Genomic DNA, 14594 nt, shown 5'->3' on the forward strand with positions numbered 1-14594 from the left:
AGGCGGCGGCGTTATGCCGCCTGTTGATTCGCAGGTGCGGCAGCGGCTTGCTGTTGCCCGTTGAGCCACACCATCTTGGCGCGCAGCTTCTTGCCCACTTCCTCGATCGGGTGTTCCAGATCGGCCTGTTTGAACTTGTTGTAGTTCGGCAGGCCGGCGTCGTATTCGGCTACCCAGTTCTTGGTGAAGGTGCCGTTCTGGATGTCGGTCAGCACGTCCTTCATGCGCGCCTTGGTGCCGGCATCGATCACGCGCGGGCCGCTGACATAATCGCCGTATTGTGCGGTTTCGGACACGAATTCCAGCATGCGGGTGATGCCGCCTTCGTAGAACAGGTCCACGATCAACTTCAATTCGTGCAGCACTTCGTAGTATGCGATTTCCGGCTGATACCCAGCCTCGACCAGCACTTCGAAACCGGCCTGCACCAGCGAGGAGGCGCCGCCGCACAGCACGGCCTGCTCGCCGAACAGATCGGTTTCGGTTTCTTCCTTGAACGTGGTCTTGATGATGTTGGCGCGCGCGCCACCCAGGCCACCGGCATAGGTCAGCGCGAACTGCTCGGCCTTGCCGCTGGTGTCCTGGTACACCGCATAGATGCACGGCACGCCGCGGCCGATTTCATATTCGCGACGCACCAATGCGCCCGGGCCCTTGGGCGCGACCAGCACCACGTCCAGATCGGCGCGCGGTTTGATCATGTCGAAGTGCACGTTCAGGCCATGCGCGAACAGCAGGCAGGCGCCCTGCTTCATGTTCGGGGCGATGACCTCTTCGTAGAGCTTCTTCTGCACCATGTCCGGGGTCAGGATGGCGACCAGGTCCGCGCTCTTGACCGCTTCGGACGGCGCCACGACGGTGAAGCCATCGGCCTGCGCCTTGGCTTCGGTCGGGCCGCCGGCACGCAGGCCGACGGTGACGTCGAAGCCGGAATCGCGCAGGTTCAGCGCATGTGCGCGGCCCTGGCTGCCGTAGCCGATGATCGCGATTTTCGGTTGGGTGTCGTTGCTCATGGAATGTCCTTGCGGGGTTGGCAGTGGAGATGGGCAGTGGATAAATGGATCAGCCGGCAGTGCGTGCACTGGCCGGCTGAGCAAAGCGGGGACGCGCGATGACAGTGCGCAGGCAACCACAGGCACTCATGCGCAGCTGGGCGCATGGCGATGTTGCGGATGTGGCAGTGATGTCGTTCATGTCATTCGAAACTTTTGGTGATCCCTGAATCGCGAAACCCCGCGCCGTTGCCGGTGCGGGGTCTGATCGAAGCCTTGTGTGTCTGTTGCCTACACGAAGTCTCGTCCCGCACCGGTTGGCGAGGTAATAAGTACGAGCACGAGAAGCGACGCAGCCAACGCGCCGGAGGGCGCGGACAGTGGGGCGTTCGAGGTGGTGAAGTGGTGCGGCATGGGCCTGAGATAACCACCGCGGCAACCAGGGTGTCAACCCTTGCGCTTGAAACATCCGCATCGATGGGCCGAGTCGCGTGCAAAGCCCCGTCGCAGCTGCATGGTTACTGCTGAAACCTGATCGGGACGGCACGACAAGCGCCGACGGGGATCACCATCTGCGCGGCATTGAGCGCGCTGCCAAGTGTCGATCGGACGGCAGGACGCGGCCCGCTGGTATGGTTGGCACCTCATTCTCAGTGTCAGGGGCCCTCGGTGATGCGTCGCGTACCTGTGTTGTTGGTGTCTGCTCTGGCGTTGCTCGCGCCGCCCCTCGGCGCTGCCGACCGCGTCACCGGGCAGCCGTTTGCCACCCGCTCGGAAGTCATTGCGCCGCATGCCATGGCCGCGACCTCGCAACCGCTGGCCACCCAGATCGCGCTGGACGTGATGAAGGATGGCGGCTCGGCGGTGGATGCAGCGATCGCGGCTAATGCGGCGCTGGGCCTGATGGAGCCCACCGGCAATGGCGTGGGAGGGGATCTATTTGCGATCGTTTGGGACCCCAAGACCCACAAGCTCTACGGCTACAACGGCTCCGGCCGCTCGCCCAAATCGCTGACCCTGGCCGAATTCCAGCGCCGTGGCTTGAAGGACATTCCGCCGACCGGCCCGTTGCCGGTGTCGGTGCCGGGTGCGGTGGACGGCTGGTTCGCGCTGCACGCGCGCTTCGGGCGCAAGCCGATGGCACAGAACCTGGCGCCGGCGATCCGCTACGCGCGCGAAGGCCATCCGGTCGCCGAGACCATCGCCTATTACTGGGACCGTTCGGTGCCGCGCCTGTCGCAATACCCCGGGTTCAAGGAGCAATTCACCATCGACGGCCACGCCCCGCGCAAGGGCGAGCTGTGGAAGAACCCGAACCTGGCCAACACGCTGCAGCAGATCGCCGACGGCGGCCGCGACGCGTTCTACAAGGGCGACATCGCGCGCACCATCGGTGCCTACTTCAAGGCCAACGGCGGCTACCTCAGCTATGAGGACCTGGCCAGCCATACGGGCGAGTGGGTCGAACCGGTGTCCACCAATTATCGCGGCGTTGATGTGTGGGAACTGCCGCCCAACAGCCAGGGCATCGCCGCGTTGCAGATGCTCAATATCCTGGAGGGTTACGATTTCTCCAAGATTCCGTTCGGCTCGGCCGAGCACGTGCACTTGTTCACCGAGGCCAAGAAGCTGGCCTTCGCCGACCGCGCGCGCTTCTACGCCGACCCTGCGTTTCAGCCGGCACCGCTGGCCAGGCTGATCTCCAAGGACTACGCCAACCAGCGGCGCGCGCTGATTTCGATGGACAAGGCGCTCAAGGAAGTACAGCCAGGGACACCCAGGCAACTGGAAGAAGGCGACACCATCTATATGACCGTGGCCGATGCCGACGGCATGATGGTCTCGCTGATCCAGTCCAACTACCGCGGCATGGGCAGCGGCATGGCGCCGCCGGGGCTGGGTTTCATCCTGCAGGACCGCGGCGAGATGTTCGTGCTGAAGAAGGATCATCCCAACGGCTACGCGCCGGGCAAGCGGCCGTTCCAGACCATCATCCCGGCCTTCGTCACCAAGGACGGCAAGCCCTGGCTGAGCTTCGGCGTGATGGGCGGGGCGATGCAGCCGCAGGGGCACGTGCAGATCGTGATGAACCTGGTGGACTTCCACATGAACCTGCAGGAAGCCGGCGACGCGCCGCGTATCCAGCACGAGGGCTCCACCGAACCGACCGGGCAGGCCACCGCGATGCGCGATGGCGGCGAGGTGAATCTGGAAACCGGCTTCTCCTACGACACCATCCGCGCGCTGATGCGCAAAGGCCACCGGGTGATCTTTGCCGACGGTCCGTACGGCGGGTATCAGGCCATCGCCCGCGATGCGGCCAGCGGCGTGTACTACGGTGCGTCGGAGAGCCGCAAGGACGGCCAGGCGGCCGGATACTGAGCGCGCGACACGGTTGAGGTTGCCGCTCAACTCCGGCCGCCGCACGCCGCTAATCACGGGATGGAGCAGGAGCCCCTCATGAATTCGATGCAACAGCCCGACCCGCCGTCGCAGACCCAGACGGCCGTGCTCCCGGATGCGCCCGTGGCCTTGCTGCGGTTATCCGCCGAGGCGTGTGTGGTGGCCTGCAACCGCGTCGGCCTGGATGTGCTGGGCAAAACGGCGCTCGAGCTGCAGGGCGCGCCGGCCTCGGTGGTGTGGGGCTTGAGCGCGGCCGATCTGGTTGGCGAAGACGGCGTCTGGGCTGCCCCGGGCGACGACCCGGCGCGGCGCGTGCGTTATGTGCGCGACCGCGCGCATGGCGGCTGGATGCTGTCGCTGCCGCATGTGGAAACGGCAATCCTGCTGCGCGAGGCCACGCGTCTGGCCGACGGCAGCCGGCCGGTGCCGATCTCGCCCCTGCTGCAGCCGCTGGTTGCACGCCTGCAGGCCGAGCACGAAGACCGCACGGTGCTCGAGCGCACTGCCCAGGCGCTGGCCGGCTGCGAACTCGAACTCCTGTTGCCGCCGGGACTGGCGGAAACCGAGATGGGCCGGCGCCTGCAAGCCGGGTTCGGCAATCTGGCCGAGGCCATCCGCCAGGCAGTGGCCTTGTCGGTGCAGATCGCTGCCGAAGTGCCGCCGCTGGTGGCCGAGAACGATGAAATGGTGCGCCAGTCGCAGGCGCAGAACGAGGCGTTGGACGGTGCGCGCACCGCGGTGGAGCGGCTGTCGTCCAGCCTGCAGGACGTCAATGCCGAGCTGGCGCAGGTGATTGCGCTGGCCGCCAGCGCCGACGACAGTGCGCGGCAAGGTGTGGCTGCCGCGCATGCGCTGGGCCAAGCAATGCACGAAGTGGAGCGCCGAGCGTCACGTGCGGGCGAAGTCATCGAAGTCATCGATTCGGTGGCGTTCCAGACCAATATCCTGTCGATCAATGCCAGCATCGAAGCCGCGCATGCCGGCGATGCCGGGCGCGGGTTTGCGGTGGTGGCCACCGAGATCCGGCGGCTGGCCGAACGCGCCGCAGCGGCGGCACGCGACGTACGCGCGATCCTGGCCGAAACCAGCGCCGCCGTAGGGGAGGGCGCAGCCTCTGCACGTGGCACAGAAGCGGTGCTCGATGGCATCACCCGTGTGCTCGGGCAGGCCAGCAGCGCGATGACCACCGTGGCCGGGCGCATCCAGGCGCAGGACGGGGAAATTCGCGGGATCGAGCGTGCGGTAGATGGCGTGGTGGCGTTGGGCCGCAGCAATCTGCAGCATGCCGCGCACGTGGCCGAACGCAGCGAAGCGCTGGAGCGCGGCACCGAAACCCTGCGCGATTGCGTGGGCTTGTTCCGGTTGCCGCCGGACCCGCTGCAGGTGCCCAGGCACGCGCGGGTCAAGGAGCTGGCCGTTGCCACGGCCGGCAAGATCGGCAGTGCGCTGGCGCAAGCCATTGCGCGCGGGCAGATCGAGCAAGCCGCATTGTTCGCGCGCACCTATACGCCGATCGCCGGCGTGGAGCCGCCCAAGTTCAGTACCGACTTCGATGCGCTCTGCGACCAGCTACTGCCCGCTTTGCAGGAGCCGCTGCTGGACGCGCACCCGTGGATCGTCTTCGCCATCTGCGCCAACCCCGATGGGTATGTGCCCACGCACAACCTGCGCTTCACCCAACCGTTGACCGGCGATGCCAAGCGCGATCTGGTCGGCAACCGCACCAAGCGCAAGTTCACCGACCGCGTTGGGCGCAGCGTGGGCGCGCATACCGATCCTTACCGTCTGCAGGTCTATCGCCGCGATACCGGCCAGATCATGTTCGACCTGTCCACGCCGATCTTCGTCGGCGGCAAGCACTGGGGCGGCTTGCGGGTGGGCTATACGCTGGAGTGATGGCGTCGCCCGGCCGGGGTTTGGCTGCTGCGCCTCCACCCGGACAACAAAAAAAAGCCGCCGAAGATCGGCGGCAGGGAGAGAGAGCAGGTTTCTTGTTGTAGTGGCTGCAGGCTAGCGGTGCGATGTGCCCTGGAAATGTCTGTGCATGTCGCCATCGCCGTGCCGTGTGCCAAGCGCTTGATTGCGTGTTAGCCGTGCCACACAGACAACGACCTCCCGAAGGAGGTCGTTGTGACAACACGTGGATCAGGACAGCGTGCTCAGAAGCGCTGCGTGTACTGCAGGTAGCTGTAGCGTCCCGGGATGGCGTAGGCCGGATCGAACGAGTTGGCCGAGGCGCTGAGCGCGACCGGCGGATCGCGGTCGAAGACGTTGTTCAGACCCAACCGCACGGTCGCATTCCATGGAAGCTGGTAAGACACCTGCATGTCGTTGAACGCAGTCGCCGCAACGTGGCGATAGTTTCCGTTGTCGTCCAGTTCCGAATCGTAGTCCTTCATGCCCGAGTAGTACCGCACGGCCCAGTTGGCGGCCAGATTGCCGTAGCTCCAGTCCAGGGTGAGCGTGCCGCGGGTGCGCCAGTTCGGGTTGTTGGTGTGGTAGATGCCGTTGTAGCTTTCCCACGCAGAATTGTCGTCCTGCTTCTGCTCGTTGACGGCCACGTAGGTCGAATCCAGCGTGAGCATGAACTGGCCGATTGCGGTCTGCGGCAGTTTGTAACGCGCGGTGAAATCGTAGCCTTGCATGCGTTGCTCGCCGACATTCACCGGCTGGATCACCAGGCCGGTGATGGTCCCTGTCGCATCGCGGGTCACCAGATCGCAGAACGCCGAGACGTTGAATTGGTAACACTGCGACAGGATCTGATTGGCGCTGAATTCGGTGATGGCGTCGGTGATTTCGATCTTCCACCAGTCCAGCGACACGTCCAGGCCCTGCACCGAAGCCGGGCTGTAGACAAAGCCAAGCGTGGTGTTCTTGGATTTTTCCGGTTGCAGATTGGCGTTGCTGGTGTAGGTGAACGGATAGATGGTCTGGCCGGAGTTTCCGCTGGCGCTGTTGTATTCGGCAACGTAATTGGCAGGCACGCCGCGGGCTGCGCATGCGGCCGCAATCGCGCTGGTGTAGGAGGTGCTATTGGTCGAGCAGGGATCGGAATAGGTGTCGAAACTGTCCGAGGCGCCCAGATACAGATCTTCGATCGATGGCGCGCGGAAACCGGTGGCGTAATTGCCGCGAATCAGCAGGTCGGCGACCGGCTTCCACTTGAAGCCGAACTTGCTATTGGTGGTGCTGCCGAAGGTGTTGTAGTCCGAATAACGCACTGCTGCGCTCAATTCCAGCAACTGCGCACCGGGCACATCCTTCAGCAGCGGAATCGCCACTTCGGTGTAGTAGTCGTTGAGCGTGTACGAGCCAGAGGTGGGCGTAAACGAATTGCCCGAGGTATAGCCGGCCGAAATCAAGGCATCCGGTGAGGAGAATCCGCTTTCCTCGCGATGTTCGACACCGGCGGCAAAACTCATCCAGCCGGCGGGCAGCTCGAACAGCTCGCCGGTGAGGTTGGCGGTGAAGCTGCTGTTTTTATATTGATATGTGTTGTGCGCAGTGAACAGGATGTAGTCCAGCATTTCCTGGGTCACGCCACCGGCCGGCGACAAGGGGTTGAACGGTACGCAGCCGGCAATGACGGCGCCGCCGCTGTCCAGGCACGCCAGGGTGCCATTGACGATGCCCGATGCACCGAGCGCATTGCCCAGGTTGAGCAGATTGACATCGCCATACTGGGTTTCGGTCTGGTCGGTCTGGTTGTGCGCAAAGCCCACATCCCAACTGAACTGCCTGTCGGCAAACTGGAAGTCGCCTTCCAGCCCGGTGTACACGTGCGAGGTCTTGACGTCCTGCTGATAGGTGCGCGCGAATTCGGTCAAGCGGTGCGACCAGCCCACATCGCGCCCGTCGCCGCCGTAGGCAGTGTTGTACGGGTTGTAGTAGCTCTCGCCGCTCAACAGGATGCCGGTGTTGACGGAGGCCAGCGGAAAGCCTGCCAATTGCTGCGACGACTGGCGGCGGTTATACAGTCCATCGAACTTGAAGCGCACGTTGTCGGTGAGTGCGTAGTTGCCCTGCACGTACAACGCGTCGCGCTTCTGTGGCGTGACCAGGTAATTGTCCTTGGCGTAGTTGTAGCCATATTCGGACGTGTTGAAGGCGGTGTACTGGTCCAGGCCATAGCGCGGATACCTGCTGTCGCCGCTCGCGGTGGCGCTGTCGGGCAATACCGTCCAGGCGCCGCTGGTGCCATTTGCACGGAGGCGGCCGCTTGCCGAGTAGCTGCTATAGGCCGACGAGCCCGCGCCGTACACCGGCTCGGCGGAGATCTCCCGGTCGCCTGCCATCACCGCATCTTCCTTGACGCTGGACAAGCCGATGACCAGATTGCCGCGCTCGCTGGTGGCGCCCACGGTCGCGTCGAAAGAGGTGCGCTGACCGTCGCCCTGGCCGTATTGGCCAACATAGGCGTTGACTTCGGCGCCATCGAAATTGGTACGGGTAATGATGTTGACCACGCCCGCGATGGCATCGGAGCCATAGATCGACGAGGCGCCATCCTTGAGGACTTCCACGCGCTCCAGGATGGCCGAGGGGATGGTGTTCAGATCCACCGAACCGGACAGGCCCGAGACCCAGCGCCGGCCATTGACCAACACCAGTGTGCGTGAGGCGCCCAGGTTGCGCAGGCTCACCGTGGCCGAGCCGTCGCCGCCGTTGTTGACGGTGCTGTTCATCGTCGCGCCATTGGAGGGAATGCGCTTGAGAACGTCGGCAACCGAGGTCAAGCCCTGCTTTTCGATGTCCTGGCGCGTCAGTACCAGTACCGGTTGCGAATTTTCCACATCGACCGAACGGATGCGCGAGCCGGTGACTTCGATCTTGTCCAGGTTGGTCGGACTCTTGTCGGTTTGTTCCTGGGCGATGGCGCTCGTGCTGACGCACAGGCTGATGGCGATCGCGAGCGAGCCCCGACGCATCGTCGGGTGGAGCGTTGTCTTAGTCATATGTACGGCGGTTCCCGGTAGAGGAGGAGCGACAGCGCGATCCCCGTGAATGACACCTGCATGCGTGCGGCGTCTTCGGCACGCCACGCAGGCTTAGCGGGAATTTAACGAGCGGGTTTCGCCGCCGTTTTTCGTCAATCGGCGCCTTGTTGCGTGGCGACGCGCGCAATGCATCGGCGCGCCATGTAATGCCCGGGCGACGCTGGGCGTGTGCTGCAGCGACGTGAGATGACCTGTGCGGACATATGTCGCCGCCGAACGCGACAACCTTGCGACGCGCAACAGCAGGCCGGTGCGGCCGCTGCGTCAGTGCGGTATGCCCTACGGGTTTAGCGCGGGCCGTGCGCGCTGCGGGTATGTGGCGGATTTTGTTTAGCTGCGCAGGTGCGATGTGGTTTAATCGCCGCCGAAGTGGGGGTACCGCAGCGTGCTGCGGTTGAGATAGTCCCTTCGAACCTGATCCGGCTGATACCGGCGTAGGGAAGCTTCGTCAGATGCGATGGTTCGTGCGTGCACGGGCAGTCGGTATCGAGCGCCGCCGCTTCGTCCGCACTGCGACTCCTTCGCAGGGCCAGCACACAGGACGAATGCCATGAATGCCGCGCCCACCGTTTTGCAACAACAAGCCCAGTCGTTGTCGGAGGCTGTCACCCAGCCGATTCCCGGTTCACGCAAGATCTTCGTGCAAGGCTCGCGCGCCGATCTGCAGGTGCCGATGCGCGAGATCGCCTTGACGCGCACGCCCACCTTGTTCGGCGGCGAAGAGAATCCGCCGCTCAGCGTCTACGACACGTCCGGGCCTTACACCGATCCGCGGGTGGCGATCGATCTGGCAGCCGGTCTGGCACCGCTGCGTGCGCAGTGGATTGCCGAGCGTGGCGACACCGTCGCCCTGGACGGGCTGAGCTCCAGCTTCGGGCGTGGCCGCGAGCACGATGTGCGTCTGGATGCAGTGCGCTTTCCGGCGCGGCGTCTGCCGCGGGTAGCGCGACAGGGCGCCAACGTCACCCAGATGCATTACGCGCGCCGCGGCATCATCACGCCGGAAATGGAGTACGTGGCGATCCGCGAAAACCAGCGCCTGGAAGCGGTGACCGATGCAAGCTTGCGCAGGCAGCACCCGGGCCAGGCGTTCGGAGCTTCGATCCAGCAACGCATTACACCGGAGTTCGTGCGCGAAGAGATCGCACGGGGCCGCGCGATCTTGCCCAACAACATCAATCACCCCGAGAGCGAGCCGATGATCATCGGCCGCAATTTCCTGACCAAGATCAATGCCAACATCGGCAACAGCGCGGTGTCTTCAGGCATTGCCGAAGAGGTCGAGAAGCTGGTGTGGTCGATCCGCTGGGGCGGGGACACGGTCATGGATCTGTCCACCGGCAAGCACATCCATGAGACGCGCGAATGGATCATCCGCAACTCGCCGGTCCCGATCGGCACGGTGCCGATCTATCAGGCGCTGGAGAAGGTCGATGGACGCGCCGAGGCGCTGACCTGGGAAATTTTTCGCGACACCTTGATCGAGCAGGCCGAACAGGGCGTGGATTACTTCACCATCCACGCCGGCGTGTTGCTGCGTTACGTACCGCTGACCGCACAGCGCGTGACCGGCATCGTCTCGCGTGGCGGTTCGATCATGGCCAAGTGGTGCCTGGCGCATCACAAGGAGAATTTTCTCTACACGCACTTCGAAGACATCTGCCAGATCATGAAGGCCTACGACGTGGCGTTTTCGTTGGGCGATGGCCTACGCCCCGGCTGCATCGCCGACGCCAACGACGCGGCGCAATTCGGCGAGCTGGAAACGCTGGGCGAGCTGACCAAGCTCGCCTGGAAACACGATGTGCAGACCATGATCGAAGGCCCCGGCCATGTGCCGATGCAATTGATCAAGGAAAACATGGACAAGCAGCTGCGCGAATGCGGCGAGGCGCCGTTCTACACCCTGGGGCCGCTGACTACCGACATCGCGCCGGGCTACGACCACATCACCAGCGCGATCGGTGCGGCGATGATCGGCTGGTTCGGCACCGCCATGCTCTGCTACGTCACTCCGAAAGAGCACCTGGGCCTGCCCAACCGGCAGGACGTGCGCGACGGCATCATGGCCTACAAGATCGCCGCGCATGCCGCCGACCTGGCCAAGGGGCATCCGGGCGCGCAAGTGCGCGACAACGCCTTGAGCAAGGCGCGTTTCGAATTCCGTTGGGACGACCAGTTCCATCTTGGCCTGGATCCGGAAAAGGCCAAGGAGTTCCATGACCAAACCCTGCCCAAGGACGCGCACAAGCTGGCGCACTTCTGCTCGATGTGCGGGCCACACTTCTGCTCGATGAAGATTACCCAGGACGTGCGTGATTACGCGGCCGAGCACGGCATGAGCGAGGCGCAAGCGCTGTCGACGGGCATGCAGGAAAAGTCCGCGCAATTTGTCGCGCAGGGCGCGCAGGTCTATCGCGCCACGTGACGCGTTACATGGCAGCGTTTCATAAAACGTGATGTAGCGCCTGCTTAGGAAAAGTTCAGTTTTGTACTGAACAGATTACGGCGCGGTCCGCAAGTGCCGCGCTATGGCAGGGTTGCAAGCGATTCCAGTAAATAAGGGTTTCAGCTGATTTAGCTGAATCGCAGATAAAAAAATCGCGCCAGAAGGCGCGAAGGGTACGTCGTAATTATTCGAATTCGTCGGCGAGAGAGAGAGAGCCTGACGCTGCCGCCTGTCTTAGGAAGCAACGGGGCATAGCGTAAAATTTGCACCAAATGGATGCATGACACAGTTGGTCGTCGTCCTTTGCTGAATTTGGCGTTTCGCGGAAGGCGCGGGGCGCTCTTTGTTGTTCTTGCATGCCGACGCGTGTTTTTGCCGATGAGTGTTCCTCCCGCTATTGCAATGCCATCGGGCCGGCTGCGTGTCGGTCAGTGCGTGGTCGACGTTGCCTCGCGCGAGGTGCACGCACCTGGCGCAAAGCGTCCGCTGCGGCTGGCGCCCAAATCCCTGGCGGTGTTGCTGACCCTGGCGCGGCAGCCGGGCCAGGTGGTCACGCGCGAGCAACTGCTTGCCGAGGTTTGGCCCGATACCTTGCCGACCAACGATGTGGTGACCCAGGCGGTCACGCAGCTGCGCAAGGCGTTTGCCAGCCACGGCGGGCAGCGCTCGGAGCACATCGAGACCATCGCCAAGACCGGGTATCGCTTGATGGCGGCGGTTGTGTGGGAAGCGCAGGCACCTGCATCGGCGACGCTGCCTGGTGAAGCACTGGGTCCGGATACGCTCGAGCCGGCGCAGCCAGACCAAGGCGTGGCGTCCGTCCCCGACCAGTCCGACGCTGCCGCATCGCCCGTCCGCACCGCGCCTGTCCAGCCCGTAGCGCCCGTCTTTGCGGCGCCGGCCGCGCCACGACACCGGCGCTCGATGGCGCTGGCAGTCGCCAGCGTGGCGTTGCTGGTCGTGCTGAGCCTTGCGGTATGGACCTCATGGCGACCTGCCCCGGCACCTGAGACCGCGCAAGCGCATGCGGTGCTGGGCAGCCCCAAACGGCCGTATCAGCTCATTACCGCAGGCGGTGGATTCGATCTCACGCCAAGCCTGTCGCCCGATGGCGCGAGGGTGGCGTACGCCTCATTGACCCGCGATCGCACCGGCACCTCAATCCTGGTCAAGACCACCGACAACGCCTATCCACGGGTACTGGAGACGCCTGCGCCCGGCGTCTCCGATCGTTTGCCGGCGTGGTCGCCGGATGGCCGGCAGATCGCGTTTTCCAGGCAGGCGCCCGATGGCAGCTGCCGGGTCATGATTGCCGCAGCCACCGGGCCTGCGGCGTCGCGCGAGGTAATGCGGTGCGATGGTGCCGACATGCTGAGTTTCAGCTGGTCGCCGGATGGGCGCGCGCTGGTGTTCGGCAGCATGACCGGCACGCACGGTGCGGCCCGCATGCGTCGCCTGGATCTGGCAACCGGGCAGTGGCAGACGCTTGACTATCCGGCGCAGGCGGGTGATTTCGATTACGCGCCGCGGTATTCGCCCGATGGGAATTGGATCGTGTTCCTGCGTAATCCGCAGCTCGGGGACCTGTGGCGGATCCCTGCCGAAGGCGGCGTCGCCGAACGGCTCACCCATGACAACGCCGATATCCGTGGATGGAGTTGGCTGCCCGATGGCAGCGGTTTGATCTTCGGGCGTCGCGTGGACAGCGAGGCGCGGCTGTATCGCCTCCATCTGCGGGACCACAGCTTGCACGATGTGGGCGTGGACGATGCGCAAGCACCGGACGTGGCGCATGGGCATCTGGTGTTCGTGCAACGCAAACCGCAGTTTGGCGTCTATCAGGTCATTGGCGACACGATGAACGGTGGCTACATTCGACGCCGACTGTTTCCATCCAGCGGGCGCGACGATCAGCCGATGATTGCGCCGGATGGGCGCCAGCTGATCTTTGCATCCAATCGATCCGGTGCGTACGCACTGTGGTGGGGCGATGTCAGCAAGCCCGGTTCGGTGCGCTTGATCGAAGGGCTGCGCCCGGATTCGCGCCAGGCCGCCGACTGGTCAGCCGATTCGCAACGCGTGCTGGTCAGCGGCAGCGATGCGGCCGGGCATGCGGCGCTATTCGAAGTGACCCCCAGTAGCGGCCAGGTAGTGCGACTACCCGTGCCGCAGCCGCGCCCGCTGCAGGCGATCCATCTTCCCGATCCGGACCGGCTGCTTGTCCTTGCTGCTGCCGACGACGGGCATACCTTCGCAACGCTGTACGACCGGCGCAGCAGCCCATGGCGTGCGCTGGCAACGCTGCAGGACGTCTCGCAATTGCGACTGGACCGCGTCAGCGGACAGGTCTTGCTGACCCGCCTCAGCGGGGGCGGTGTGTGGCAGGTCGCTCCATCGCTGGCCGCCGACACCTTGCATGCTGTCGATCCGCAACAGCCATCGCGCTGGCGGTATCGCAGTTGGGCGCCGGGCGTGAATGGCCAGCTGCATTACCTGTCGTCCACCGACAGTTGCGCTGCCTACGATCGCGAGTTGCGCAGCGGCCGCGGCCAGTGCCTGGATGCGGTCAAGTTCACCACCATCAACGGTTTCAGCCTGAACCAGCGCGATGGGACGCTGTATGTGTCGCTGGCCGAAGAAGATGGCAGCGCCATCGCGTATATGCCGTTGCCACAGCATTCCGTTGCGCCTATTGGTGCCATCGCTAACTTATTGTCGGTATTGAGAAAAATGGCCTCGTAAGTTCTTCGGAAAGGCTTCGTGGCAATTTCGGCGCAGTTTCGTCAAAACTTCCTGACTGACGCCACAGTCGGCAAAACACTACGCCCTCTTTTGTACGGGGGGCTGCCAACATGCAACAGGTCATCACCGCGGATCGTGGGCTTGCGCTCGCGCTCGATAGCGCCAACGAGTCGACATCGACCACCTGTCTGGCGGTCTCGCGGCTCGGCAGCATCCGTACCAACGCAGCGACATTCACCTTGTGGATACAGCTACGCGGACGCGCATGGGTGGAATCCAAGGAGGGCCGCTTTCGTCTGCGTGCCGGCGACTGGATCGCCTTCGACAAGGATTCCCATCCCACCGTGCAGGCAGATCGCAGCGCGCTATGCGTGGGCGTCGGTCTGGATGGCGAGAGCCTGCAGTCGCTTGCCGAACTGACCGATGCCACGCTGTATCCCGGCCGCGCCCAGTTGTCGCGCAGCGATCTGCGCATCGCCTTGCGCCTGTGGCGCAATGCCGCCGCACAAAGCGGCAGTGCGTCCGCACGGCCGTTGCTGTTGCACCTGGCCGCGATGCAACGCGATTTCATTGCGCAGGAACAGCGTTGCCCAGGCCGCTCGCGCAGCCGTCGGCGTCAGGTGTTCGGGCGTATGCAGCGTGCACGGCTGTACCTGGAAGGCAACAGCGACCGCGTGGTGCGCATCAGCGAACTGGCGCAGCTGACCAACTTTTCCAGTTGGTACGTCTCCAAGACGTTTCAGAGTTTGTACGAAGAAAGCCCGCAGGCGTTGTCCGCACGCTTGCGTCTGGAACGTGCATCCGATTTGTTGCGCGATACCTCGATGATGATCGGCGAGGTTGCAGCCGCAAGCGGCTTCGACAATTGCTGCAGCTTCGCGCGTGCGTTTCGTGCGCGCTTCGGTGTCTCCGCATCGCACTACCGCGACCAAACGGCAAATCCGCCAGATTCGGCAAAGCCACGTAACGTGACGCGCAAAGCGACGGCGTTCACGCAATCGTAATTTG

General features: G+C 64.0%; 7 protein-coding genes and 1 riboswitch. Of the genes, 5 read left to right on the forward strand and 2 right to left on the reverse strand.

The annotated features are described in order from the left end of the window. Positions 1-11 precede the first annotated feature (11 nt). Positions 12-1013 (reverse strand): ketol-acid reductoisomerase, encoded by a 1002-nt coding sequence (ilvC, locus tag AC1POX_RS05195; RefSeq protein WP_008573705.1) that lies wholly within the window; start codon positions 1011-1013, stop codon positions 12-14. Between the two features lie 651 nt (positions 1014-1664). On the opposite strand from ilvC, the gene ggt reads away from it, so the two are divergent. Next, complete coding sequence (ggt, locus tag AC1POX_RS05200; RefSeq protein ID WP_218541372.1) at positions 1665-3374, forward strand: gamma-glutamyltransferase; 1710 nt, start codon at positions 1665-1667, stop codon at positions 3372-3374. 60 nt (positions 3375-3434) lie between these two features. After that, entirely contained in the window at positions 3435-5291 is a 1857-nt protein-coding gene (locus tag AC1POX_RS05205; RefSeq protein WP_170922851.1) for a methyl-accepting chemotaxis protein, read from the forward strand. Between the two features lie 263 nt (positions 5292-5554). On the opposite strand, the gene AC1POX_RS05210 is transcribed toward AC1POX_RS05205, so the two are convergent. Continuing rightward, the gene (locus tag AC1POX_RS05210; protein ID WP_372357139.1) at positions 5555-8326 is read right to left on the reverse strand and encodes a TonB-dependent receptor; all 2772 of its coding nucleotides are present in this window, start codon (positions 8324-8326) and stop codon (positions 5555-5557) included. Positions 8327-8756: 430 nt separating this feature from the next. After that, a riboswitch (TPP riboswitch) is annotated at positions 8757-8854 on the forward strand. Positions 8855-8945: 91 nt separating this feature from the next. On the opposite strand from AC1POX_RS05210, the gene thiC reads away from it, so the two are divergent. The 3 genes from thiC (at position 8946) to AC1POX_RS05225 (ending at position 14590) form a co-directional block, all read left to right on the forward strand. Further along, entirely contained in the window at positions 8946-10823 is a 1878-nt protein-coding gene (gene thiC, locus AC1POX_RS05215; protein WP_011348514.1) for a phosphomethylpyrimidine synthase ThiC, read from the forward strand. Positions 10824-11246: 423 nt separating this feature from the next. Next, on the forward strand, positions 11247-13586 hold the full coding sequence (locus tag AC1POX_RS05220; protein WP_372357140.1) for a winged helix-turn-helix transcriptional regulator: 2340 nt from the start codon (positions 11247-11249) through the stop codon (positions 13584-13586). Between the two features lie 110 nt (positions 13587-13696). Continuing rightward, positions 13697-14590: a helix-turn-helix domain-containing protein gene (locus AC1POX_RS05225; RefSeq protein WP_218492904.1), complete on the forward strand. Its 894-nt coding sequence runs from the start codon at positions 13697-13699 to the stop codon at positions 14588-14590. Positions 14591-14594 lie beyond the last annotated feature (4 nt).

The sequence above is a fragment of the Xanthomonas sp. NCPPB 3442 genome, from assembly GCF_056725145.1.

Excerpts from the sequence above, each read along its gene's own strand:
- AC1POX_RS05225 (WP_218492904.1), top strand. The coding sequence starts at position 13,697 with ATGCAACAGGTCATCACCGCGGATCGTGGGCTTGCGCTCGCGCTCGAT.
- AC1POX_RS05210 (WP_372357139.1), bottom strand. The coding sequence starts at position 8,326 with ATGCGTCGGGGCTCGCTCGCGATCGCCATCAGCCTGTGCGTCAGCACG.
- AC1POX_RS05205 (WP_170922851.1), top strand. The coding sequence starts at position 3,435 with ATGGAGCAGGAGCCCCTCATGAATTCGATGCAACAGCCCGACCCGCCG.
- AC1POX_RS05220 (WP_372357140.1), top strand. The coding sequence starts at position 11,247 with ATGCCATCGGGCCGGCTGCGTGTCGGTCAGTGCGTGGTCGACGTTGCC.
- ggt (WP_218541372.1), top strand. The coding sequence starts at position 1,665 with ATGCGTCGCGTACCTGTGTTGTTGGTGTCTGCTCTGGCGTTGCTCGCG.
- thiC (WP_011348514.1), top strand. The coding sequence starts at position 8,946 with ATGAATGCCGCGCCCACCGTTTTGCAACAACAAGCCCAGTCGTTGTCG.
- ilvC (WP_008573705.1), bottom strand. The coding sequence starts at position 1,013 with ATGAGCAACGACACCCAACCGAAAATCGCGATCATCGGCTACGGCAGC.